The sequence below is a fragment of the Burkholderia singularis genome (genome assembly GCF_001718875.1).
Lineage (GTDB): Bacteria > Pseudomonadota > Gammaproteobacteria > Burkholderiales > Burkholderiaceae > Burkholderia > Burkholderia singularis.
On the sequence record NZ_CP013449.1, the window covers coordinates 1,176,717 to 1,200,282 of the forward strand.

Here is a 23,566-nt window from a genome sequence, read left to right on the forward strand (position 1 = left end):
GCATCGCGCGCAACCGGCGTGGCGCGGCGGACTCATCCGCCAGCCTGAGCCGGGCGCTCGACGATCTCGCGCGTATCCATGATCGTTGCGTAGTCCATCGCGAGATTACTCAGCGAAAGCGCATGAACGTCGGCCGCCGCCCACACGCGCCCCGACAGATCGCGCTGATCGAACGTGAAGCACGCATCGCCCGCGACAATCGTATCGAAGCCGAGATTACCCGCCGAGCGCGCGGTCGATTCCACCGAATTGTTCGTGATCACGCCGGCGATCACGAGTTGCGCGATGCCGCGCTCGTGCAGCCAGCGCGCGAGCCCCGTCGCCGCGAACGCGTCGGGGACGTTTTTTTCGATCACGTGCTCGCGCGCGAGCGGTGCGAATGCGTCGTGAAATTCGGCGCCCGGCTGGCCGGGCCGAAATACCGAATCCGGCGAGCGGGAAATATGCCGGACATGCACGATCGGCCGGCCGGTACGGCGCCAGCAGTCGAGCAGCGTCGCCCAATGCGTTTGCGCATTGGGATTGTTGCGCGGGATAGTCGGATTCGGCGCAAGAATGCCTTCTTGCAGATCGATGAGCAGCAGCGCGGCATGCGCGCAAAGCGGCGACGTATCCATGCGGGAGGGCGGCAGCGGAAGTTGAAATAAGCCATTCTAGCGGCGCGCTGCGAACTTCACGCCGCGCCGCACCCGCGCGCATCCCGCTGGACGGCTGGACGGCTGGACGGACGCCTTGCAATCGGACTGCACGTGCTTGCGTCTGCTTCTCCTGCATCGCACAATCGCGACACGTCCGCCACCGGTTACCGCCATGACATACGCGTCGCTCGCCACCGGAGTGCTGCTGGCCGCCGGCCTCGGCACCCGCTTCGATCCCGGCGGCATCCACAGTAAGCTGCTCGCGAAGCTGCCCGACGGGACGCCCGTCGCGGTCGCCGCCGCGCAACGGCTTACCGCCGTGCTGCCCAACGTGATCGCGGTAGTTCGGCCCGGCGCGGAAAAGCTCGCGCAGTTGCTCAACGGCGTCGGCTGCCAAGCGGTGTTCGCGCCAGACGCCGTCCGGGGGATGGGCGCGAGCCTCGCGGCCGGCGTGCGCGCGAGCGCCGACAGCCCCGGCTGGATCGTCGCGCTCGCGGATATGCCATGGATCGCGCCGGCGACGATCGAGGCGCTCGCGCGGACGCTCGAAGTGGGACCGGCGTCGATCGTCGCGCCCGCCTATCGCGGGCAACGCGGGCATCCAGTCGGGTTCGCGAGCCGCCACTACGAGGCGCTTGCCGCGCTCGACGGCGATTCGGGCGCCCGCGCGCTGCTCGTCGCCCATCCGCCCGCGATCGTCGACGTCGACGATTCAGCCGTGTTGCGCGACGTCGATACGCCGGCCGATCTGCCCGGCTGAGAGCCTGTTCACGATCGCAAAGTGCACCCTACACCCGCCCCTCCAGACTCAAACCGGCGCACGCCCCATCGTATCTACGGCCGCGAAGGCCGTTTTCGATCGTACAGACAGATCAAATAGGACGTGCGCTGGCCGCCGGCAATTTCGTTTATCTCTTCGTATTCTTCTATGGTGTACATCCTATATCGGATATCCCGATCAACCGCCATAGAACATGAAGGGGCCTGCATTGGTGTTGTAAGACGTGGAAATTTGATTAATTTTGGTCGCGGGCATCCGTTTATTTTCAAGGTCTACCGAGGCCAGATCGATCTCAAATAAAATCAGCTTGGTTTTATTTCTATCATCCGGATCCGGACCGAAAGCACAAACGTATGCACGTTCAGTATTGCGTTTTCCGTTGAGATAACATGGCGCAGCCGACGGTGACGATGTGATGCTAAATTCCTGCCCCTCCCCAGAAAGAACTGCGGTATCGACTTGCCAACCCAATTCCGTGCCACGCCAGTCGAAAACACAACAACGAAGCACGTTGTTCGAGGATTTGTAAAACACAAAAATATAACTTTCAGTAGTCCCGTCAACGATGAATTCACCCATAATGGCGGCTGGCCGGCCGTCAATCACATTATCGAAGCTTTCCAGAGCTTTCAGCTTTTGATTTTGAAAGCTTTCTACCGCAGAGTAACTTATTCTCCCATTATCGTCGCACGCAATTATCCATCCACAATCATCGGCAATCACGCGCTGTACGATACTTGGATAACTCCTTGTCGGTAAGTCCGTAATTTTCACGCTACCGCTTCCCGCCGCCCACCACAAAGCCCCGTCTTCAGTTTTATAGAACCAGTGGTACATCAATGTCTTTCCAACTTCGTTATCTTGTCTAAACGGCACGATTGCACTGTAGGGCGATGCCACATTGATCGACGTCATAAAATTGAAAGTTCCCTGCCCGCCCGGCAGGGCAACATAAGGTCTGACCGCATATGCGATTCTGTCGATGCCGGTAACCAAGGCGAATTGAGGTTGCTTGGGATCCCTGATTCCTCCGTTATAGAACACCCCGGTTGGCGGGTAATCGGTAGGATTCAAATACAGTGAATATTCATTTGGAATATCTCCATTTTTCCCACCAGTTCTTATATATCCTTCCGGAGAAAATTTTTTATCACTCTGGTCAAATGAAATATATCCAGAATAGCAATAGTAGTTTCTCGGAGATCTTTCAATTATCGCATAGATAATGTAGTATTTTGCCATGATCTTTATTTTTACAATCAAAGGATTGCGGTTGCATCGCGGCAAAAATCGCGAAGCATTATTCACAGCACCAACCGATTGCCGATCATCGAACTATGCAAACACACATCTATAAATAACGACGGCCCGCATTGCCTTATCGAAAACAAGATAATCGAACAACGGGATAATCACTTAGAAATAAGGATCGCCAATGCGGACGACCCATGGATTACTTGAATCTAGGTAGAAAAATATTGGCAAACACCTCCGATAAATAACAGCTTTCTTTGCAAGGACGGAACCAGTACATTTAACCGAAAATCAATGGGGGAAAATTTAAATGGCTGACGTCACAAATATAAAAATGATTATAAATAACACTTTCAATTTAATTGCTATCAAAAATGGAGACAGCGCCTCCCAATTGTTCTCCGTTCCGGCAAGCGGAGCGTGGACTGGCGATATATGGGTTCCGTGGATCGCCGGTCAGAGCGAGGGGAATAAGGCAATAAATATTATTGATGGCGCCCCCTCTCAAATACTGATTTTTCTATTTCAAGATTACTGGAATCCGCCAGGCAAGGACGCCATCAAGTATTGCAATGCTCCATTTTCGTATAACGATGCAACCGAAGTTCCGGGTAACAATCAAGGTGGAGGCAATAAAATTCTTATTTTGAATCCTTCCGAGAATGGATTTGCGTTATACATGAAATGAATTTTGGAATTTTAATTGCAAACTGAAGCCGCGTCTCCGATCCGTTCATTCCCGGCGTGCGCAGTAACAAACCATGCGGCCGGCCAGATTTCCCCGCGAAGGTTCGCGCGGTAGAGGAGGAGCACCCGGCGCTTCCCCCTACTCCTCCGCCGATCCGCCCGCCACCCCCAAGCCGCCGATGTCGATCGGCCTCGGCTCGCGAACCATTGATCGACGGTCTACGCCGCGATCCGGCAAATGCACGTCCAATCGCCTATAACAGAGAAACGAAACCCGGTGCGCGTCGCGCGTCCGCGCGGGCATGCGCGCGCATTGCAAGACTTGCAGGCAGATCGTTATGACTGATCACACATCACCGCAGCCTGAATCGCCCACCGACCCTACTCGCGACCCCGAAGAGGATGCGTTCGCGCCGCCGTCGTCCGGCCATCACCACCATCACGAGCATCCGCAAAAGCCGCAAGAGCCGCCCAGCAAAGATCCGGTTTGACAAGGCCGGCTGCGACAGACGCGCAACGGGCGGGCACGACGGCGCAAAACGATTCGTTTGCATGCGCCGCGCCTAGTCGCTGCGCATGCCCTTGAGCCTGCACCTGCGCCGCGCATGCGCGGTTGGATTGACACCACCGCGCACGCTTTCCTGCGAAACGATACGGTAAACAGCTCGACAATCATCGCCAGCGCAACAACCGGCATAGCGCCGGTGTGGGCCACGTGTCGAAATCAACCGACAAATCCACGAATCAGCGTATTGATCCGTTCCGGCTGCTCGTGTATCACCCAATGCGATCCTTCCGGAATGCGCTCGATCCGCAGATCCGGCACGAAGCGTTCGATGCCGTCGAGCAGCGTTTTGGGCAATGCGGTATCGCTTTCGCCCCAAATCACCATCGTCGGCACCTGCACGACCCATTCCTCGGGCACAAGCTTCGATATGTCCGGCGCCGCCTCGCCACCGGCCGGCGGATGCAGCGGTGACGCGCGGTAGTAGTTCAAGCCGCCCGTCAGGCCGTGCGATCCGCCGTCGCCGGGCACGGACCACGCCGCATGATATTTGCCGCGCACTTCGGGCGTATACCACGACGCCCCGGACTGCCCGCCTGCCGTGAAAAATTTTTCCAGATTCGCGAAATCGTTGGCGGCAAGGGCGTCTTCCGAGCCGGGCTGCCGCAGCCAGTTCATGTACGCGGAAGCGGCTTGCTGCGCGGGATCGTTTGCGAGCGCGTTCGCAAACAGCCACGGATGCGGCGCATTCACAATCACCAATTTGTCGATCAGCTGTGGAAACTTGATCGCGAGACTCCAGCAAACCGCGCCGCCCCAATCGTGAGCGACGACGATTGCCCGGCTGTAGCCAAGCGCGTCGATCAGTTGAGCCAGATCGTCGACGATCAGCTTGGGATGGTATTCGCCCGGCCCCGCCGGCTTGCTCGACAGGTTGAAGCCGCGCAAGTCCGGCGCGACCGCGTAATACGCATCGCCGAATGCAGACAGTTGCGCTTGCCATGCGTACCAGAATTCGGGGAAGCCGTGCACGAACAGCATCAACGGCTGGCCGGGCTGGCCCGCGCTCGCATAATGCAGGCGCACGCCGTTGTTCAGCGTTACGAACTGCGGATGAACGATGTTTCCATGATCCATGTAGGGTTCCGTCGCGTTGGGAGGTTTGAGGAAAATATCCGGCGGGTTGCCGACACCTCGGCATGGACGGGCCGGTCGCGATTGATTGTACGCGAGCGCCGACATGCCGATCGACCGCTTCGACGCGACGCGTCGAAGCGCAGCACGCAAGCCACGGCAAATATTCGATGGAATGATTACGATGCTGCGTTTCTCGCCGCGGGTTTATGAAAGCGGCATATCGACGGAGGTTGACTGGGGCGCTGCGTCAGAATTGCCATTAACCAGACGGCTTGGCTTGATTACACGTATGGCCTTGAAGCCGCTTCAAATTAGCGTCAAATCTCAATTTCAGTTCGACGACCGAACTGAATCGTTTCAATTCAATTTATTTTAAAAAAAAGAATTTATTGAATCGAATAAACATTCAGACAAAAAAATCTTCCTTTATTGACAAATAAAATACCTGGAAATACACTCAATACGACCTCTCCGCCATAAAAATCATCGAAATTTAACCGACCCACAGATACTCTGACTTCAAAAATTCGGCAAGTGCAATTCAGAACACTCACCGCAAATACTATGCACGCAATTGTTTATAATTTATACATCGCCATCAAGGCGCGACCAGCCACAATTCAACCGCATGAGTGATCATAAAATGCGATCTCATATTTTAATTATACTCGCAGCGTGGATAGCGACTGCATCCGCACTATGTCACGCCGATCCGGAAGATTTCCCGCCAGGTTCATATGAGCTTGAACTTGGGGCGAGACCAGGAGCGCCATACCCGCCGCTACAAAATTACAATATTGACCTTTCAGCACAGGGAAGCGGCCCCGATTACTCCGTTGAAGTAAGTCGTCACCATATTATCCCTTACAATGTGCTGCGCGCGTTCTATAACAGAGTGATGGAAACTCACGGCGAAATACTAAGATTTCGTAGCTTTCTTATAGTTTTTGGAAGAAATATTCCATCGTATGCGTCGGCAGCCAGCCTGGATTGCGAAAGAAATCGCCTCGATTACCTAGAAGCTTCAAACTTGGCGCTTGCCGTCGCAGATAATTATGCCAGATGGGGCGGAAACCGGCCGCCGCCAGGGTTGGATACATTTCAGGAATTTTACACCTGGCTGCCAGGAAATCTTTTCATCGGTCCCAACAATCGCTCTGATGACCCAGGAGAAGGATTCGAAGAAGGCGCGGTCGAAATCGTCGGACAGAATGCGTTCAATACATTAAGTTCGGTTTATCAAAACATGGTCCGCTACAACAATGGCGATCAAAGTGTGCTTGGCTCCATAGCTACCGGATTGACGCAAATTGCCGACAGACGGAGCGTTTATCCTTTATATTCCGGCGATTGGCAGTACGTCAATGGAGAATATCGAATAAAAACCCCTCAAGGAAAACGAACAAATACACATCCCACAAGTATTCCAGCCTCAGCGACCACCTCGGATACGTGTAACAGCATCATTCCAGATTTTGAAAAAATTAAGGCAAAGTATGCATTTCCGGTAATTTCGCCAACAAATTTGCTGTGGGATAGAAAATAACGCCGTCACTGCGAATTGCATGGAGAATACCATGAAACTTAAGATCCCTTTGATTTTTACCTTACTAATGGCAACCAGCCACTTGGCATTCGCCGGAATCGGTACGGTTTGTGCCAAAGGTTATATCGTCGACATCGTGGGCCCTTATTCCGGATCAGGCAAATCCGCCTGGAGTGAATTTGGCGTTTACATCAATGACAAACCGTATTGGACCGACACCGCTAAATTTTATTATCACGATTCCAGTGATATACCGCTGGATACGAATCCGGTAGGGCGCGTGTTATTTTCCCAAGCTCAGCTTGCATTCACCTTGGGCACTCAGGTTCAATTAAGCTCTCCAATCAACAGCTGCGGCAACTTGGGGTTCGGAACTATCGAGACATGGAGATGACGCTCGCCGGCATGAGCTTTGATCTCACCGGCCCGAAGAAACGCCAACTCTCGATAAAATGAAGTTCTGGACAAGCCAAATAGATTTTCCGCGAAATCCGGGAACGTGGAGGCCGCCGCGATGCGAAAACATCGCGGCGCCATGCCCCTCATACTCCTCGCTATGAGCATCGATCCCGCTTCTATAGAGTCGCCGCCAATCGCATAAAAATGCGGCGCTGCCGCAAAACGCCTCAACATAACAGCGGGCGTCGCTCACGATACGCTCGCAAGCCCGCCCTCACCTAACCGCCCTTGAACTGCCGCCATCGCATCCCGCGGCCATGCAAACCGAGCCAGCCTATAGGGAATACCCGCCTGCGCTCGCGTCGCTCCACGCCGATAAACAGGCATCCCCGTCTCCACACGCCGCCGTCCGGCGCTCCGAACCTATGCGCAACCTGTCGTTGAACCACAAGCTCACATCGCTGATCGTCTTCGTCTGGATCGGGCTGTTGCTGATCGGCGCGATCGGCGCATGGCAGAACCGCGCATCGATGATTGCGGAGCGGCGCGCGCAGCTCGCGAATCTCACCGCGCAAGCCTATGGCGTCAGCGAGCGCTTTTACGCGCTCGCCCAGCAGCATGCGATGCCGGAAGCCGACGCGAAGCGCGCGGCGCTCGACGCGATCGCCGCGATGCGCTACGGCAAGGACGGCTACGTATCGATCAACGATTCGAGACCCGTCATCGTGATGCACCCGATCAAACCCGAGCTGAACGGCAAGGACGCGTCGAATCTCGCCGATCCGGCCGGCACGCGCGTGTTCGTCGAGATCGTCAAGGCCGCCAACGCCGGCGGCGGCCTCGGCTACGTCGAATACCAGTGGCCCAAGCCCGGCGCCGACCGGCCGATCGACAAAACGAGCGCCGTGCGCCATTTCGCGCCGTGGGACTGGTACATCGTGACCGGCATGTACATGGACGACGTGCAGGCGGCCGTGCTCGCCAGCATCGGCCGCTGGCTGGCGATGGCGGCCGCGCTCGGCGTGGTCGGGACCATCGTGATGGCGGGCGTGCTGCGCAGCGTGCGGCGCAGCCTCGGCGGCGATCTGGAGGCGGCCGTCGCAACGGCGCACAGGATCGCGCAGGGCGATCTGACCGCGCAGGTCGGCGTGCGCGGCAACGACCGTTCCAGTCTGTTGCACGCGCTGCGCGCGATGCAGACGGCGTTGATCGACATGGTGTCGCGCGTGCGGCTCGGCACCGAGAACATCAATGTCGGCGCCTCCGAAATCGCGGCCGGCAATACCGACCTGTCGCAGCGCACCGAGCAGCAGGCGGCGGCACTCGTGCAAACGGCCACGAGCATGGACCAGATGACGGCGAACGTGAAGCAGAACGCCGACAGCGCGCAGCAAGCCGCGCGGCTCGCCGACGAGGCGGCGCAGGTTGCCACGCGCGGCAGCGCGGTCGTCGGCGACGTCGTGCGGACGATGGCCGAGATCACCGGCGCGTCGCGCAAGATTGGCGACATCATCGGCGTGATCGACGGCATTGCGTTCCAGACCAATATTCTGGCCCTGAACGCGGCCGTCGAGGCGGCGCGCGCGGGCGAGCAAGGGCGTGGCTTCGCGGTCGTCGCGAGCGAGGTGCGCTCGCTCGCGCAGCGCTCGGCGAGCGCGGCCAAAGAGATCAAATCGCTGATCGAGACGTCGAATGCGACGGTCGAGCACGGCGCGTCGCTCGTCACGCGCGCGGGGACGACGATGACCGAGATCGTGCAATCGGTCACGCGCGTCAACGAAATTCTCGACGAGATCAGCCACGCGTCACGCGAACAAAGCACGGGAATCGATCAGGTGAACCGGGCGGTCGGCGAAATGGATCAGGTCACTCAGCAAAACGCCGCGCTCGTCGAGCAAGCCGCCGCCGCCGCGCATTCGCTGAAGGATCAGGCGGACGCGTTGCGCGCGGCGGTTGCCCAATTTGCATTGCCGGCGTGATGCGGCAGCACCCGGCGCGATGAGGCTCGCGGCGGACGCGATCCGGCACGCGCCCCGGCCGCGGGTGAGCGGCCGCGGACAGCCAACCCGCAGCTGACGGATTCGCGGCGAGCCGCGTCGCCGTGTGCCGCACCGGCATGCGGCACAAACGCAGGCACGCGCTCAGCCGCCCGAAAACGAAGCGCCCGCGTCCGCACGAACGCGATGCGCCCCGCTCTGCCATCCGCGCGATGGTTGACCGCCCCGGCAACCGCGCGCCCAGGCGGTGTGCGCCGATGCGCGCGAAAAATCGATCGCTTGCCGCGCGACGCAGAGCGTGATCATCGCGAAAACCACGCGCAGCCCAAACTGCGCGCCCGCGCTGCTTCCCGTGCCGCCCCCTTCCCTTCGCATCCGTCTCAAATTGTCAGATTTATCAAGATGTTGCCGTCATTTTCAGACGAAACGATTACTTATTAATTACAATTGCATTCATTTCAACCTCCTCTGGCCGCCCGACGCACGCGATAGCCTCCCCTCATGCGCCTGAAGAAGAAATCGACCTCGTCCTCCGATCCGTACCTCGCCGTCGCCAAAAATCCGATGCTGGCATCGAGCCTGCCGATGTGGCGCTCGAAATTTGTCGTGATCCTGGTCTTTGCCGGGTTCGCCGCGCTGATCGGCCGCGCGTTCTGGGTCCAAGTCGCCAACCAGGATTTCTATGTCGGACAAGGCCAGAAACGCTATCAACGAACCATCGAGCTAGGCGCGATGCGCGGCAGCATCGTCGATCGCAATGGCGCGCTGCTCGCCGTGAGCCTGACGACCTATGAAATCTGGGCGAATCCCAAGCAGGTCGACGAAGCCGCTTACGCACCGCTCGCGAAGCTGCTCGACATGCCGCTCGCCGAAGTGCGGCGCCGGCTGACGAGCGAACGCTCGTTCGTGCTGCTCAAACGCCAGATCGACCCCGAAACGGCTGCCCGGATCGAAAAACTCGACGCCGACGGCATCACGCAGATTGCCGATTCGAAGCGCTTCTACCCGGAAGGCGAATCGGCCGCGCACGTCGTCGGCTTCACGAACGTCGAGGATCGCGGGCAAGAAGGCGTCGAGCTTGCCGCGAACGCGCGCTTGTCGGGCACCGCGGGCGAGCGCCAGGTGATCCGCGACCGGCTCGGCCGGATCATTTCCGATACCCGTCCGCTCGTGCCGGCGCAGCACGGCGCGACGATCGAGCTGACGATCGACCGCCGCATCCAGCAACTCGCGTATGCGCAACTGAAGTCGGCCGTTATCGCGAACCACGCGCAAGGCGGCAGCGTTGTCGTGCTGGACGCGAAAAACGGCGAGATCCTCGCGCTCGCGAACTATCCGACGTTCGATCCGAACGATCGCGCGCGCCTGACCGGCCAGCAATTGCGCAACCGCGCGGTGATCGACACGTTCGAGCCCGGCTCGACGATCAAGCCGCTCGTCGTTGCGCTGTCGATCGACGCAGGCAAGGTGCGGCCGCAAACGGTGATCGATACGTCGCCCGGCTCGTACAGGATCGGGCCCGCCGTGATCCATGACACATCGAACCACGGCGCGATCACCGTCGCGCAGGCGTTGCAGATGTCGAGCAACATCGCGCTCGCGAAGCTCGCGCTCAACCTGCCGGCGGAAATGATCTGGAACAAGTATCAGGAATACGGAATCGGCCGTGCGCCGGAGCTGACGTTTCCCGGCGTCGCATCGGGGCGGCTGCGTCCGTACAAGCGCTGGCGGCCGATCGAGCAGGCGACGATGGCTTACGGCTACGGACTGTCGACGTCACTGCTGCAAATCGCGCAGGTCTACACCGCGTATGCGGGCGACGGCACGTTGCACCCGGTGTCGCTGCTGAAGACGTCGGCCGATGCGCAAACCGACGCCGCGCACCGCGGCCATCGCGTGACATCGCCCGCCACCGCGGCCGCGATTCGCTCGATGCTCGAAATGGCGGTTGGCCAGGGCGGAACCGGACGCGCGGCGCGCGTCGACGGCTACCGGATCGGCGGCAAGACGGGAACGGCGCGCAAGCAAGTCGGCGCGTCGTATGCGAAGGGCAAATACCGCGCGCTGTTCGCCGGCATGGCGCCAATGAGCGACCCGCGCCTGATCGTCGCGGTGATGATCGACGAGCCGAGCGGCAAAGGCTATTACGGCGGGACGGTCGCCGGTCCGGTGTTTTCTTCGGTGACGAGCGGATCGCTGCAATTGCTCGGCGTGCCGCCGGACGCGCCGGCCGGAAACGACAAAGCGGCATCCGGAAAACCGAAGGCGTGACGTCGGCCGGCCGCGGCGCGTCCGCCAGGTCGCGCCGCCGCATTGGCCGGGCCATCGGACGTCAGCCGATCCGCTTCGCGAAAAACGTCATCGCTTGCGGATCGTGCGTCTCGCCGATCGTCGCGAGTTCCGCATAGCCGCACCGGCGATAGAATCCGGGCGCTTGAAACCGGTACGTATGCAGCCACACGTGCGACGCACCCTTCTCGCGCGCCCACCCCTCGGCATGCCGCAGCAGCCGCTCGCCGAGACCGCGCCCCCTGAAGCATTCGTCGACGTGGATCAAATCGACATAGAGCCGGCCATACAACAGACTGCCGGTTATGCCGCCGGCCACGATTCCATCCGTGCCGACGAGCGCTGCAACTTCGAGCGTGCATTCGTCGTGCGGCCGGCCCCCTTCAGCCGCATCGCACTTCAAACGCTCGAGCAGCCGCGCGCGCAAGCCCGCGCTCGAACCGTCCGCGAGCCGCACGGCGGCGCCCAAGTCTTGCGCCGTCGCCACAAGCGTCACCCATGCGCCAGGCGGCTTCACGATGCCGAAAGAATCGCGTCGCGAAGCGTGCGCGCACGCGCATCGATCGTCTCGTCGTCATCCTGGACCGAGATGCCGAAGCCTGCGCCGAGGTATCGGTCCGACACGCCAATCGATATGCCGACCGAGCGCCCGAGCAGATCGTCGGTCCGGGTAAGCGAAGGAAACGTGCCGAGCGCCGGATCGCCCGCGTAATGCCGATGAAACACGGCCGACGACTTCACGCGATCGCCAAGCCGATGCAGTTGCGACATGTTCCGGTAGTAATGCCGGCCCGAATCGTCGAGCGTCTTCGAACCGAGCGTCATGGCGAGGCGCTTCGCCTGCTCGCGTTCCGCGCAGGTCAGCACCAGCACCGTCGCGCAATCGCCCGCTTCGTCGTTCAATCGGCGCGGCTGAATCGGGCAGTCGCCCGGCAGCGCGAGCCGGCTCAGCAGCGCCGATTTCGCGCGGCGCGTCGCGGCGAGCACCCGGTCGAGCTTCGCGATCTGCGCAACCGCCACCGCGCCGGCAAGCTCCGCCATGCGCAGATTGAGTCCGAACAGGATGTCGCCCTCGCCCGTGTCGCGACGCAGCGGGAACCAGCCCTGATCCTGAAACGCGTATGCGCGCTGGTATAGATGCGGATCGTCGGTGATGACGAGTCCGCCTTCGCCCGACGTGATCACCTTGAACGGATTCAGCGAGAACGCGCCGATATCGCCATGCGCGCCCAGCCGCCGCCCCTGAAAACTGCCGCCGCACGCCTGCGCGACATCCTCGACGATCTTCAGCCCGTGACGCCGTGCGAGCGCGCCTAGCGCATGCATGTCGCATGCCGCGCCGAGCATGTGAACCGGCATGATCGCCTTCGTCCTGCTCGTGATCTTGCGTTCGACGTCGGCCGGATCGATCGTCAGCGTATCGTCGATTTCCGCGAGCACGGGCGTCGCGCCGCTCAGCACGATGCTGCCGATCGATGCGACGAACGTGTACCCCGGCACGATCACCTCGTCTCCCGGTCCGACGCCGAGCGCGGCGAGACTCGTGATCAGCGCGGACGTCCCGCTGTTGACGGCGATCGCATGCCGCACGCCGGCAAGCGACGCGAATGCCTCTTCAGTCTGCCTGACGAACGACGTGAAGTTCGGCACGTCGTATGAGAAACGCGTCAGGCCCCACGTATCGAGCACTTGGTTGACGTTGTCCCGCTCTTCGTCGCCCAAAAAAGAATACCCCGGTCCCGCCATATCGTTAGCTCCTCTAAGGATGAAATAGACTTCAGCCGCCGGCCAGCGAATCGGCCGCGAGCATCGCGAGCGCCATGATCGGCGCACACGTGTTCGCCCTCGTGATCGACGGAATCACCGATCCGTCGACGATCCTGACGTTGTCCAGGCCGATGACCTTGAAGTCCGGCGCGACCACCGCGTCGCCGCCGTGCCCCGCCTTGCAAGTGCCGACCGGATGAAATTGCGTATGCGCGTGCGCGCGGCAGAAGCGCCGGATCGCGTCGCGCTCCCGCAACCGGTCGAAATCCCTGCCCGTCGTGCCGGCAAGTGCGGACAACCGCGGATGACCGACGATCTCGCGGCAGATCGACACGCCGTGGGCGAGCACGGCGAGATCGCGCTCGTCGCTCAGATAAGCGGGATCGATACTGATTCGCAGCCGGCCCGCCACACGCCGGATACCGACCCGGCCTCGGCTCGCCGGTAAGCCGACCGACGGCCCGAGCGAAAATCCGCCGCCGATGTCGCCGCCGCGGCTCAAGCCGATGATCGGCGCGAACGCAAGCTGCGTCGACGACTGCTCGGCCGATGCCGGCGTATTCAAAAAACCGCCGACTTCACCGAGATTCGACGTGCGCGCGACGGGCATGCTGGTGAGCGACCGGACGGACAACGTCACCTGCGCGTGATCGTGCAAATTCGCGCCGACGCCTTCGAGCGCATGCGCGATCGGAATGTCCGCCGCGCGCAGCGCGCGGGCGGGACCGACGCCCGAGCGCAGCAGAATGGCTGGCGAGCCGATCGTGCCCGCGCACAGAATCGCCTCGCGTTCAACGCGGATCGGCTGCGTGCCGTCCACGCACTCGACGATCACTTGCCGCGCGTGGCGGCCATCGAATCCCAGCCGCTCGACCCGGCAATGCGTGAGCATCGTGAAATTCGGCCGCGCCAACGCTCTCGCCAGGCAAGTCCGCGCGGGAAACGAACGCAGGCCGTCGCGCTGCATCACGTGGTATCGGCCAACTCCCGGGTGCGCGCATACGTCGACCATCTCGCGGCACGGCAAGCCGAGCGTCTGCGCGACGTCGAGAAACGCTTCGCAGAAAGGATGCAGCGACGTCGGCCGCTCGACCGACACGATCTCACCGCTCCCTTGCTCGAACCGCTCGAAAAAGCGTTGCAGGCTCGCCCAGCCCCACGAAGGCGCAACCTCGTCCGCCCAGCGCGCGAAATCGTCCGGATGGCCGCGAACGTACACCATCGCATGCATGGCCGCCGAGCCGCCGACCATCTTGCCGCGCGGCCAAGCGACCGCGCGATTCCCGAGTGCCGGCTGCGGTTCGGTTCGATGCGCCCAATCGTGCGCCGAATCGATCAGCACCGGCCAGCGGCTCGGCGTGAGCACGTCTTCGCGGACCGACAGATCGTCGCCCGCCTCCAGCAACAGCACGCTCACCGAAGGATCGCGTGACAGGCGCTCGGCGACGATGCAGCCGGCCGGCCCTGCGCCGACAATCACGTAATCGTAGACCGGCGCCACGGCATCATTCAGTAGCACGATGCACCTCCGTCTATGCCGACGATCTGGCCATTGATGAACGACGCGCCGGACGAAAACAGGAACATCACCGTCTGCGCGACCTCGTCCTCCGTACCGATGCGCGCGAGCGGAATGCGCGACGGCCACGTGTTCGCGTCGGCGCTGTCGACGAGGCTGCGGCGGTACATGTCCGTATCGATCGGCCCCGGCGCGATGCCGTTCACCCTGACACCCGCCGGCCCGGCCTCGAGTGCGGCTGCCTTGGTCAGCGCCGCCCCCGCCGCCTTCGATGCCGCATAGACGCCGACGCCGGGAAACATCGTGCGGACCGCATGAATCGAATGATTATTGACGATGACGCCCTGCCCCGCGCCCACCATGCCGGCCAATTGGAACCGCAAGTTCGCCCACAGGCCGAACACGTTCGTATCGAAGCAGCGTCGCACCGCGTCGGCGTCGATCGTCGCGAGCGAGCCGGCGGCGGCAATGCCGGCATTGTTGAATGCATACGCAATGCGGTGCGGGCCGGCGAGCCGCTCGTACTCGCGCTTCAGCGCCGCGAAATCCGAAACGTCGACCTGACGGTAGTAGCACTCGCCCGGGCCTTCGGAGAGCGCATGCACGAGCGCCTCGCCCGCACGCGCGTCCCGCCCCCACGCATGAACGATCCAGCCGGCACGCACCGCATGACGGGCGACAGCGGCGCCGATCCCCCGCGTCCCCCCTGTAATCAGCAGAATCGGCGCCGTCATGTCGGGTATGTCTCCATGAGAAAACCCACGCTGCGGCTCGCTGACGAAAACCGTGACAACGCCTCGGATGCAGTGCGCATCTCGGCAGGCGTCAGATCGTTGACGAATACCGCATCGCCAAGGCCGTACATCAGAGGCAAATTCTGATGGCCGTCGCGATGAATCGTCGTGTCACGTAACGCATCGGCAACGAGTTGCCCATCGCCGAAGCCGCGATGATACAGAGGAAGACGAAGCTTTTTCGCAATATCGAAAATCCGATCGACATCGGCTTCGTCCAACATGCCGCGCTGCTTCGACAGCAACGCCGAATATAGACAGTCGAGCGCGACGGCTTCGCCGTGCAGCAGCTCGTCGATATAGGTCATCTCGATCAACGGACTGAACGAATGCCCATAGTCGACGATGCGGCGCAGATCGCGCTCCCACAGGTTCGGCTCCAGCTCTTCGGCCATCGCTATCGCCGCCAGATGAATGATTTCGTTGACGAACGGATTCGTTTCGACACCCGGCTCGAAGAATGCATGCCCATGCTCGTCAAGCAGATCGAGCAGGCGGCGGCTTTTGATCAGCGCGACCTTGAATACCTCGGCCAAGCCGTTTGCGATATGCCGGCCGGGCAGCGTATCGAGAAAGCCGGGATACAAATAAGTGGCGGCAGCCGGATGAAATGAACCGAGCCTGTTTCGGTAACCGAAATGATTGACCGCCGTCTTCGCGGCAACACTCACATCGACCATGCCGAGCAGCGTAGTCGGCACGCGAATGAACGGAATACCGCGACGATAGAGACTGCATGCAAATCCCACCAGGTCGCAGACCACCCCGCCGCCGATCACGACCGGCGGCGAGGACCGGCGCTTCGTGCCGGACTGATTCAATATCTCCGCAATCCGCAGCGCATTACCGAGCGTCTTTTGCTCTTCTTCTGCGTTGACGCAATGGCAGCGCACGTTGATCCCGGCAAAGCGAAGCGCGGCCACGAGCGAGTCGGCATGCGCGCGCGGCAAACCCTGGTCGATGAAAACGCTCATCGCACCGCCGTCGGCGAAAGACGCGACACCCGCCGCCATTTTCTCCAGAGAATCGTGCGATTCGATGCTGTACTCGATCTCCTGCGCCGCGCAGATTCTGATTTTCCTCATCGAAATCCCCTGCGTTTTCAAACACCGTCATTCCATTGAAATTCAAAATAAACCGGCATTCAGGATGAGACAAAACATCCATATAAAATCATTGTTTTCCCCACAAAAATGAAAAATAGTTATGAATTTTTTATTTAATACTCAAACCACGATATGCATCGCATGCCCCATCGCCATGCTCAACACACTCCACTGCATTATTGGCGACAAGCACCCGATAGCACTCACGAACCTGCAAGCTCACTCTTTAATTGACCAAATAAATCAATTAAAAATGCAAGCAGAGTCTAAACACGGTTAAGAAAAAATCAAGAAAATATCATCATCAACCTATAAAACTTGGTAGGCTCACTCATCCATTTTGTTTAAAATTCATCAACGCTTATACAATTTAAATTATTTAATTAAATTAAACGTCGAAATGTGTGAATCGCTAACGGACTGCTGGCGCAGCCCGCTCCGGCGGATGACGGCGGTCGATTCCCGGTTGCACACGAGCGAGCAGCTCGAACACCGGGATCGCGCCAGTGCCGGGAAGACCGCCGCGATGCGGCCCCGTGGCCTGAACAGCGTCGAAACTCTTTATCATACGAAACGCAATGAGTTGACGATGCGCGCCACTCGGGAGACGACGATGATCCGGATTGCCATCGATATGGACGAAGTGATTGCCGACGCGTTCTCGGCGGAACTCGCCTGGTATCGAACCACTCACCATTACGCGCTGTCGCGCACGGCTTGCATCGGCAAACCGCTTTCGGCGTTCGTCTCGCCCGAGCACGCGGCGATGATGGAAGCGCTGCTCGCCGAAGGACGTTTTTTCGAAACGCTGCCCGTCATGCCGGGAGCGCAACGCGCATTGCGCACGCTGTCGAGCCGATTCGAACTCTTCGTGACCACTGCGGCGATGGAATATCCGAATTCGTGCGAATACAAATTCCGCTGGCTACGCCGGCATCTGCCGTTCATTGAGCCATCGAACATCGTGTTCTGCGGCGACAAAAGCATCGTCCATGCCGATTATCTGATCGACGACAACACTCGTCACTTTCGCCGTTTCAGCGGCCAGGGCCTGCTCTTTACCGCGCCTCACAATGCCAGCCTAGACTGGCAGCCGCGCGTCGACGATTGGGATGCCGTCTTGCGATATTTCAGCGAGCACGGCTGATACGCGGCTGCGGGAAGAGCCGCGTCAGCCAAAACGGCGGTAGCGACTGCCGTCCGATGGGGCATGCTAATGCGCAACCGCTTGCCTTTTATGCACCGCCTCCTTCCCCATTCGCGCGAGCACATGCTCGGTCATCCCGCGCGCCAACTCCGCCTCACCGACGAACACCTCGCCCATCCCTTCGCTCGCGAGCAGCGCCGCTTCGTCGTCGCTGTTCGTGCATAGCGCGATTTCAAGCGGTGGATTGAGTGTGCGGGCAATCTCGACGATCTGCCGCACGTCGAACACATCCGGCAGCGTGACGACGAGCATCGCCGCCCGCGCGACGTGCGCCTGCACGAGCACGACAGGCTCGATCGCGTCGCCCGACACGGCCGCGACGCCGTCGTTGCGCAGCTTCTCGACGATCTCGCGATTCTGCTCGACGACGACATATGCGATGCCCCTGCTATCGAGCGCCTGCGCGATACGCATGCCGACCCGCCCATAGCCGACGATCACCACCTGCCCCGTCAAATGCGCCTGCGGCGTGGACATCGGCAACGCCGCGAGCGGATCGTCGCGCGCCTCCAGACGGCGCGCGAGCGCCGAGCGTTCGCGAATCCATGCGAGCGCCGGATCGATCGCCGCGAACAGCAGCGTGTTGAGCGCGATCGACAGCAGCGCGACTGCAAGAATCAGGCTTTGCCCTTGCATCGACAACAGGCCCAGCGCACGCCCAAGCCCCGCGAGAATGAACGAGAACTCACCGATCTGCGCGAGCCCCGCGCCAACCGTCAGCGCGGTATTGAGCGGATAGCGGAATGCGAGCACGAGCGCCGCCGCGGCGATTGTCTTGCCGACCACGACGATCGCCGCGACTTCGAGCACGTGCAGCGGCTCGTCGATCAGCACGCGCGGATCGAACAGCATGCCCACGGAGATGAAGAACAGCACCGAGAATGCGTCGCGCAGCGGCAGCGTCTCGTCGGCTGCGCGGCGGCTGAATTCGGATTCGCGCATCATCATCCCGGCGAAAAACGCGCCGAGCGCGAACGACACGTCGAACAGTTTCGCCGCGCCGAACGCCACGCCCACCGCTGCCGCGATCATGCACAGCGTAAACAACTCGCGCGAGCCGGTACGCGCAACGAGCCACAGCACACGAGGGAATACGCGCTTGCCGACCACAAGCATCAGCGAGACGAACGCGGCGACTTTCATCAACGTGACGCCGAGCGCGTGCCACAGATTGCCGCCCGCCGATGCGGCGCCGTGCGCATCGTGAGCGGCTTGCGTGCCGGCCGTGCCCACGTCCGCGCCGCCGAGCAGCCCGGCCAGCGGCGGCAGCAGCACCAACACGAGCACCATCACCAGATCCTCGACGACAAGCCAGCCGATCGCGATGCGCCCGTTGACCGATTCGACGAGCCCGCGCCCTTCGAGCGCGCGCAACAGCACCACCGTACTCGCAACCGACAGCGCAAGACCGAACACGAGCGCCCCGCCTACGCTCCATCCCCACAACAGCGCAAGCCCCGCGCCGAGCGCCGTCGCGACGGTGATCTGCACGATCGCGCCAGGCAGCGCGATCTTGCGGACCGCCAATAGATCGCCAAGCGAGAAATGCAAGCCGACCCCGAACATCAGCAGCATCACGCCGATTTCGGCGAGCTGCTGCGCGAGCGCGATGTCGCCGACGAAACCGGGGGTGCCTGGGCCGATTACGATGCCGGCGAGCAAATAGCCGACGAGCGGCGGCATTTTCAGCAGCGACGCGAGGTAACCGAAGATCATCGCAAGACCGAAACCGGCCGCGAGCAGCGCAATCAGGCTGACGTCATGAGGCATCCTGGCATCCTTGTATGTAAATCATTCGTAAGGTTCAAGGATAAGGGATTGCGATGAACAACGGGTGAATTGAATCAGCTGCCGCGCTGCGGCGCACAAAAACGCGCGGCCCCGCACACGAACAACCGTGCGCGGGGCCGCGAAACGCCGAACCGGGCCCGGGACGAGCGGGCCGCGTTTTCGAACCGCGTTACATCTCGACCTGATCGAGGAAGGTCTTCTTGCCGTCCTTATAGTTGTACAGCGAGATCACGCCATGCGTGAGATCGCCCTTCGAATCGAAGGTCGTCTCGCCGATCACGCCCTTGTACTTCGTCGTCGGAATCGCCGACAGAATCTTCGCCGGGTCCGTCGAATTCGTGCGCTTCATCGCATCGACGATGATGTAGACAGCGTCATACGCGAACGGCGCATCGAACCGGATCGGCTGGTTGAAGCGCTTCTCGTATTTCGCCTTGAACGCGGGACCGCCGGGCATCTTTTCGACCGCCGCGCCCGCCTGCGAGCAGATGATGTTGCCCACCGCATCGCCCGCCAGGCTCGCGAGCCCGTCGGTGCACACGCCGTCGCCCGAAAGAATCTTCGCGCGCAGGCCGAGCTGCTTGGCCTGCTTCGCAAACGGGCCACCCGTCGCATCCATCCCGCCGTACATGATCGCGTCCGGGTTTTCCCCCTTGATCTTCGTCAGAATCGCGCGGAAATCGACCGCCTTGTCGTTCGTCGCGTCGTGCGACAACACTTTCAGACCGAGCGATTTCGCCTTTTTCTCGAATTCGTTCGCGAGGCCTTGGCCATACGCGGTCGAATCGTCAACGACGGCCACCGTCTTCACACCCTTCGACGACGCATAGTTGGCCAGCGCCGGGCCCTGCTGCGCATCGGTCGCGACGACCCGGAAGGTGGTCTTGAAGCCTTGCTGCGTATAGGCCGGATTGGTCGCCGACGGCGAAATTTGCACGATGCCGGCGTCGCTGTAGATCTTCGAGGCCGGAATCGACGTACCCGAGTTCAGGTGGCCGACCACGGCGACGACCTTGTCGTCGACCAGCTTCTGCGCGACCTGCGTGGCCGTGCGCGGATCGGCCGCGTCGTCCTGCGCGTCGAGCTGGAGCGTGATTTTCTGGCCGCCGATCGTGAGGCCCTTCGCGTTGATCTCCTCGATGGCCAGACGTGCGCCGTTTTCATTGTCCTTGCCGAGGTGCGCGATGCCTCCCGTCAGCGGCTCGACGCTGCCGATCTTCACGACCTGATCCGCGGCCGCATTCGACGCGGCCGCCGCCAGCAGCATTGCCGCCGCGCTGAGCGGCATTATTTTTTGCAGCTTGACATTCATGGGAGTCCCCTGTTTCCGATTCGTGTTGACCCAGGCCGCCCGACAACGGTGCGTGCGCGGCTCATGTCAGCGTGCAATCGTGCCGAAAAATATTTGTTTGAGCAAGGTAGATATCGACGCATGTGGTGGCTGCGGGAAAACCATGTCGCCCGGCATCGTCGTGCCGCAAAAAATGCGGGGCGCCTTTTGCCGCGCGGCCGAGTGCCTTCGCCCCGGCTGCAAGCCAATGCAGCCTCGGGCCGGACCGGTGCGCGCGATGCCGGCTTCCCCGGCATCGCACCAGGTCTAGCAAGACCGGGCAATCCATGATGTGCCGGATCAGGCTATTCGTTCGACAAACGGCTTGTGCAGCGTTGCACTCGCGGCATCCGGCAAAATATCTTCATGCTAGTCGACTGATGAATAAAATTGCCGTGCCCAACGTTGAAATACCGCATATGGGCTGTTTCCAGCCCCGGGCCGGCCGTAATCGGCGTAATCGCGGTTGCTCCAAACCATGATGTCTTCATTGAAGACCGGCACAAGCCATAAACGATGCAGTATGCGCGCGAGTATCGCGTAGATCGGATGCTGTAGCCACGACGGCCAGTTCGATAGCCATGAGAAACGAAACGAGATGCCATCGCGAAAGGTCCATCGCAACGGCGCGATCTGCACGCCGCATGCAAATATCTTCGCTTCAAGTCCGAGCGCCTTCATCTGATGGTCGGACGACACACAGCCAAGTCCATGCACACCGATGACCGTGCTCCATTTCACGCTCCGCCACTTCATGTCGACCCGCATCGAAATCCTCGGTCCATCGACCACCGGCGGATGCGGCACCATGTCCCTCCATCGATGCAATGCGCCGAAATGCTCGAGGTCGTAGCCGTTCTCCGGCAAGTTCTGCATCACGCCGCGCAATGTATACGCACGGCCGATGGGCTTCGAAAAACCTTCCATATCGACCTCGGGTAACGCCCACGTCGGCTCGAGCCCGCGTGCGTGCTGCCAGACGAATACGAAACCGTTCCATTCGCATACGCGCAGGGTCCGCAGCGCGAGTGCCCGGCCGCGCTCACACGCGACACCGGCACGCCGACCGTCTGTTCCATAGGCATAACCATGAAACGGGCAAACGAGATTCTCGCCCTCGACGGTGCCACCGCGCCCCAGATGCGCACCTTGATGCGGACAATACGCGTCAACCGCACATGCAACGCCGAGTGCGGTTCGATACAATACGACGTCGCGCCCCATGAACGGCGTCGTCAATACTGCTCCCGGCTTCAGCTCGTCGCTGAAGCACAGTGCGAACCATCCGTCCGGATAGGGCAGCGGCGGAACGTCGGCAGCGCACGCGGCGTCATTCATTGCGATCTCCTACCTCGCGCACGTGCCGCTGCCGCAGCATCGCCGGCGGCGGCTTCAGCGCACCCGGTGCGTGCGCACAAGCTCCGTCCGGACCGAATGCAAGATGATGAAACGGGCAGACGAGATTTTTCCCATCGACCACGCCGCCGTGTCCCAGATGTGCGCCGAGATGCGGACAGTGCGGTTCGATCACGCGCAGCAGCCCGGATCGCGCTCGATACATCACGACGTCGCCCCCCGCGAAGCGCTTGACTACGACTGCGCCGCGCTTCACGTCCCGGCTGTAACCGAGCGCAAACCAGCCGTCCGGGTAGCGGCCCAATGGTGCATCCTGACATTCGTTAAGAGCCCTCATCGATTTTTTTCCTTACCGTCAAAACGCGATCTGTGCTTGCCTACCTTGCCTACCGTCAACGTGATCTGCTGTCTACCCGCACATCACCCGCTATCGCACTCCTCTGCGTGGTAGCGCGTACTGAATCGATGGAACTCCGCGTTTCCGGCGCTCATGTGGCCCAGCTCGGCAATATAGGCACGCACGTCGGCCCGCTGGCCGAGCGCGCTCGCGGCAACCAAGTTCTGCGCGTCGATCAGCCGACGTTCGTTTAGCTCGCATAGCTCGGCGAGCCGGCATATCGCGGCTTGGGTATCGAGTTGCTCGACGCGCATCAAAATCCAAACCGCATTCAGCGTTTCCGACGACGACGATTCCTTGCGGAACGAAAAAAGATCGTTGACGAGAATCACCGAGTCGATCGCCGCATCGCGCACGGCGATCAATGACTCGTCCAGTAAATCTCCCATATCGACGTCAAGCGCGTATTCGGTCGTTAGCGTGATCCAATGGCCAAATCCCTCGACATGTCTGAGCTGGAGATATTCGTTGAATGACAGGTGCGCGACATCGATGGCTGACGGATTCGCCTGCATATCGATCTGCTCACCGATGCAGCCGATGAATCGCTGCCAGAAACGAGGGCGCGACGTGCGCACGCCATCCATCAATCGCAGCGTCTCGTACAACAACTGGGCGGACGGCGTATCCGGAGAAGGACATTTGCCGTCAATGGCGGCAATGAAATCGCCGCGCAGTGCATCGAGCCCCGGTTGATTGCCGTCCCGCGCGAATGCGGTAAATGCGTCGTCCATCAAGGTCATCACATTCATCAACTGCTCGATCGCATAGATCCGCTCGTCTAGGGCGTTCGGGTAACATAGCCCGCCATACGCCGGGACGCGTTGCGACAGAAACCAGCGCGCGGCCTGTTCGTTGCCGCAGTGACGCAGCAGATACGAATAGTTGTCGACGGCCAGTTGCTGCTCGATCGCATCATGCAGCGGATGCCACGCGGCCTTCAATTCAAGTCGCGGCGACGGAAAAAACAACTCGTCCGACGCAGCGGCTCGATCCATTGCGGTTGCTACGCTGGATTCAGTCATACGGCGCTCCGTATATCGAACCAACAGCCGGTGTGCATGTG

General features: G+C 60.7%; 21 protein-coding genes. 8 read left to right on the forward strand and 13 right to left on the reverse strand.

The features are described 5' to 3' along the window. Nucleotides 1-32: 32 nt before the first annotated feature. Nucleotides 33-617, reverse strand: a complete 585-nt coding sequence (locus tag AQ611_RS20750) for a cysteine hydrolase family protein (RefSeq protein ID WP_069235894.1) — start codon at nucleotides 615-617, stop codon at nucleotides 33-35. 193 nt (nucleotides 618-810) lie between these two features. Between AQ611_RS20750 and AQ611_RS20755 the strand changes: the two genes are divergently transcribed. Then, nucleotides 811-1,398: a nucleotidyltransferase family protein gene (locus tag AQ611_RS20755; RefSeq protein ID WP_069235895.1), complete on the forward strand. Its 588-nt coding sequence runs from the start codon at nucleotides 811-813 to the stop codon at nucleotides 1,396-1,398. A gap of 198 nt (nucleotides 1,399-1,596) precedes the next feature. On the opposite strand, the gene AQ611_RS25815 is transcribed toward AQ611_RS20755, so the two are convergent. Beyond that, nucleotides 1,597-2,661, reverse strand: coding sequence for a hypothetical protein (locus AQ611_RS25815; RefSeq protein ID WP_146011707.1), 1,065 nt, complete (start codon nucleotides 2,659-2,661; stop codon nucleotides 1,597-1,599). A gap of 322 nt (nucleotides 2,662-2,983) precedes the next feature. Between AQ611_RS25815 and AQ611_RS25145 the strand changes: the two genes are divergently transcribed. Then, nucleotides 2,984-3,361, forward strand: a complete 378-nt coding sequence (locus AQ611_RS25145; protein ID WP_082712068.1) for a hypothetical protein — start codon at nucleotides 2,984-2,986, stop codon at nucleotides 3,359-3,361. Between the two features lie 723 nt (nucleotides 3,362-4,084). On the opposite strand, the gene AQ611_RS20760 is transcribed toward AQ611_RS25145, so the two are convergent. Further along, the gene (locus tag AQ611_RS20760; protein WP_069236433.1) at nucleotides 4,085-5,002 is read right to left on the reverse strand and encodes an alpha/beta fold hydrolase; all 918 of its coding nucleotides are present in this window, start codon (nucleotides 5,000-5,002) and stop codon (nucleotides 4,085-4,087) included. Nucleotides 5,003-5,105: 103 nt separating this feature from the next. On the opposite strand from AQ611_RS20760, the gene AQ611_RS20765 reads away from it, so the two are divergent. From AQ611_RS20765 to AQ611_RS20785, 5 genes are all read left to right on the forward strand, one after another. Next, entirely contained in the window at nucleotides 5,106-5,378 is a 273-nt protein-coding gene (locus AQ611_RS20765) for a hypothetical protein (protein ID WP_146011708.1), read from the forward strand. A 252-nt stretch (nucleotides 5,379-5,630) separates the two neighbouring features. Further along, nucleotides 5,631-6,548 carry a hypothetical protein gene (locus tag AQ611_RS25820; RefSeq protein ID WP_146011709.1) on the forward strand — a complete coding sequence of 306 codons (918 nt, stop codon included), beginning with the start codon at nucleotides 5,631-5,633 and terminating at the stop codon, nucleotides 6,546-6,548. Between the two features lie 31 nt (nucleotides 6,549-6,579). Then, nucleotides 6,580-6,942 carry a hypothetical protein gene (locus tag AQ611_RS25825; RefSeq protein ID WP_125910508.1) on the forward strand — a complete coding sequence of 121 codons (363 nt, stop codon included), beginning with the start codon at nucleotides 6,580-6,582 and terminating at the stop codon, nucleotides 6,940-6,942. A gap of 430 nt (nucleotides 6,943-7,372) precedes the next feature. Further along, nucleotides 7,373-8,926, forward strand: a complete 1,554-nt coding sequence (locus AQ611_RS20775) for a methyl-accepting chemotaxis protein (RefSeq protein ID WP_069235898.1) — start codon at nucleotides 7,373-7,375, stop codon at nucleotides 8,924-8,926. Between the two features lie 519 nt (nucleotides 8,927-9,445). Next, nucleotides 9,446-11,215 carry a peptidoglycan D,D-transpeptidase FtsI family protein gene (locus AQ611_RS20785; RefSeq protein WP_059519798.1) on the forward strand — a complete coding sequence of 590 codons (1,770 nt, stop codon included), beginning with the start codon at nucleotides 9,446-9,448 and terminating at the stop codon, nucleotides 11,213-11,215. Nucleotides 11,216-11,276: 61 nt separating this feature from the next. On the opposite strand, the gene AQ611_RS20790 is transcribed toward AQ611_RS20785, so the two are convergent. From AQ611_RS20790 to AQ611_RS20810, 5 genes are read right to left on the reverse strand one after another with little or no spacing between them, the layout of a single operon-like run. Then, a complete protein-coding gene (locus AQ611_RS20790; RefSeq protein WP_069235900.1) occupies nucleotides 11,277-11,750 on the reverse strand; it encodes a GNAT family N-acetyltransferase in 474 nt (157 codons plus the stop codon). After that, on the reverse strand, nucleotides 11,747-12,979 hold the full coding sequence (locus tag AQ611_RS20795; protein WP_069235901.1) for a DegT/DnrJ/EryC1/StrS family aminotransferase: 1,233 nt from the start codon (nucleotides 12,977-12,979) through the stop codon (nucleotides 11,747-11,749). Before AQ611_RS20795 ends, AQ611_RS20790 begins: the two co-directional genes overlap by 4 nt. Before the next feature lie 31 nt (nucleotides 12,980-13,010). Beyond that, nucleotides 13,011-14,519: a GMC family oxidoreductase gene (locus AQ611_RS20800; RefSeq protein WP_180978100.1), complete on the reverse strand. Its 1,509-nt coding sequence runs from the start codon at nucleotides 14,517-14,519 to the stop codon at nucleotides 13,011-13,013. After that, nucleotides 14,510-15,253, reverse strand: coding sequence for an SDR family NAD(P)-dependent oxidoreductase (locus AQ611_RS20805; RefSeq protein WP_069235902.1), 744 nt, complete (start codon nucleotides 15,251-15,253; stop codon nucleotides 14,510-14,512). Before AQ611_RS20805 ends, AQ611_RS20800 begins: the two co-directional genes overlap by 10 nt. Next, complete coding sequence (locus AQ611_RS20810; protein WP_146011710.1) at nucleotides 15,250-16,398, reverse strand: sedoheptulose 7-phosphate cyclase; 1,149 nt, start codon at nucleotides 16,396-16,398, stop codon at nucleotides 15,250-15,252. Before AQ611_RS20810 ends, AQ611_RS20805 begins: the two co-directional genes overlap by 4 nt. Before the next feature lie 610 nt (nucleotides 16,399-17,008). Between AQ611_RS20810 and AQ611_RS20815 the strand changes: the two genes are divergently transcribed. Next, nucleotides 17,009-17,566, forward strand: coding sequence for a 5' nucleotidase, NT5C type (locus AQ611_RS20815; protein ID WP_083237555.1), 558 nt, complete (start codon nucleotides 17,009-17,011; stop codon nucleotides 17,564-17,566). A 66-nt stretch (nucleotides 17,567-17,632) separates the two neighbouring features. Here AQ611_RS20815 and AQ611_RS20820 read toward each other — a convergent pair whose 3' ends face one another. The 5 genes from AQ611_RS20820 to AQ611_RS20840 all read right to left on the reverse strand — a co-directional run bounded on the left by AQ611_RS20820 (nucleotide 17,633) and on the right by AQ611_RS20840 (nucleotide 23,525). Then, nucleotides 17,633-19,396: a cation:proton antiporter domain-containing protein gene (locus tag AQ611_RS20820; RefSeq protein ID WP_069235904.1), complete on the reverse strand. Its 1,764-nt coding sequence runs from the start codon at nucleotides 19,394-19,396 to the stop codon at nucleotides 17,633-17,635. 190 nt (nucleotides 19,397-19,586) lie between these two features. Then, complete coding sequence (locus tag AQ611_RS20825) at nucleotides 19,587-20,729, reverse strand: branched-chain amino acid ABC transporter substrate-binding protein (protein ID WP_059519805.1); 1,143 nt, start codon at nucleotides 20,727-20,729, stop codon at nucleotides 19,587-19,589. Nucleotides 20,730-21,116: 387 nt separating this feature from the next. Beyond that, entirely contained in the window at nucleotides 21,117-22,085 is a 969-nt protein-coding gene (locus AQ611_RS20830) for a Rieske (2Fe-2S) protein (RefSeq protein ID WP_069235905.1), read from the reverse strand. Further along, nucleotides 22,078-22,440: a Rieske 2Fe-2S domain-containing protein gene (locus tag AQ611_RS20835; protein WP_083237485.1), complete on the reverse strand. Its 363-nt coding sequence runs from the start codon at nucleotides 22,438-22,440 to the stop codon at nucleotides 22,078-22,080. The genes AQ611_RS20830 and AQ611_RS20835 overlap by 8 nt, the downstream gene beginning before the upstream one ends. Before the next feature lie 83 nt (nucleotides 22,441-22,523). Continuing rightward, on the reverse strand, nucleotides 22,524-23,525 hold the full coding sequence (locus AQ611_RS20840; RefSeq protein ID WP_146011711.1) for a terpene synthase family protein: 1,002 nt from the start codon (nucleotides 23,523-23,525) through the stop codon (nucleotides 22,524-22,526). Nucleotides 23,526-23,566: the final 41 nt, after the last annotated feature.

Coding starts and splice junctions, on each gene's coding strand:
- AQ611_RS25145 (WP_082712068.1), top strand. CDS start 2,984: ATGGCTGACGTCACAAATATAAAAATGATTATAAATAACACTTTCAAT.
- AQ611_RS20765 (WP_146011708.1), top strand. CDS start 5,106: ATGCCGATCGACCGCTTCGACGCGACGCGTCGAAGCGCAGCACGCAAG.
- AQ611_RS20815 (WP_083237555.1), top strand. CDS start 17,009: ATGCGCGCCACTCGGGAGACGACGATGATCCGGATTGCCATCGATATG.
- AQ611_RS25825 (WP_125910508.1), top strand. CDS start 6,580: ATGAAACTTAAGATCCCTTTGATTTTTACCTTACTAATGGCAACCAGC.
- AQ611_RS20835 (WP_083237485.1), bottom strand. CDS start 22,440: ATGAGGGCTCTTAACGAATGTCAGGATGCACCATTGGGCCGCTACCCG.
- AQ611_RS20755 (WP_069235895.1), top strand. CDS start 811: ATGACATACGCGTCGCTCGCCACCGGAGTGCTGCTGGCCGCCGGCCTC.
- AQ611_RS20825 (WP_059519805.1), bottom strand. CDS start 20,729: ATGAATGTCAAGCTGCAAAAAATAATGCCGCTCAGCGCGGCGGCAATG.
- AQ611_RS20785 (WP_059519798.1), top strand. CDS start 9,446: ATGCGCCTGAAGAAGAAATCGACCTCGTCCTCCGATCCGTACCTCGCC.
- AQ611_RS20750 (WP_069235894.1), bottom strand. CDS start 617: ATGGATACGTCGCCGCTTTGCGCGCATGCCGCGCTGCTGCTCATCGAT.
- AQ611_RS20820 (WP_069235904.1), bottom strand. CDS start 19,396: ATGCCTCATGACGTCAGCCTGATTGCGCTGCTCGCGGCCGGTTTCGGT.
- AQ611_RS20760 (WP_069236433.1), bottom strand. CDS start 5,002: ATGGATCATGGAAACATCGTTCATCCGCAGTTCGTAACGCTGAACAAC.
- AQ611_RS20805 (WP_069235902.1), bottom strand. CDS start 15,253: ATGACGGCGCCGATTCTGCTGATTACAGGGGGGACGCGGGGGATCGGC.
- AQ611_RS20810 (WP_146011710.1), bottom strand. CDS start 16,398: ATGAGGAAAATCAGAATCTGCGCGGCGCAGGAGATCGAGTACAGCATC.
- AQ611_RS20795 (WP_069235901.1), bottom strand. CDS start 12,979: ATGGCGGGACCGGGGTATTCTTTTTTGGGCGACGAAGAGCGGGACAAC.
- AQ611_RS25820 (WP_146011709.1), top strand. CDS start 5,631: ATGAGTGATCATAAAATGCGATCTCATATTTTAATTATACTCGCAGCG.
- AQ611_RS25815 (WP_146011707.1), bottom strand. CDS start 2,661: ATGGCAAAATACTACATTATCTATGCGATAATTGAAAGATCTCCGAGA.
- AQ611_RS20775 (WP_069235898.1), top strand. CDS start 7,373: ATGCGCAACCTGTCGTTGAACCACAAGCTCACATCGCTGATCGTCTTC.
- AQ611_RS20830 (WP_069235905.1), bottom strand. CDS start 22,085: ATGAATGACGCCGCGTGCGCTGCCGACGTTCCGCCGCTGCCCTATCCG.
- AQ611_RS20840 (WP_146011711.1), bottom strand. CDS start 23,525: ATGACTGAATCCAGCGTAGCAACCGCAATGGATCGAGCCGCTGCGTCG.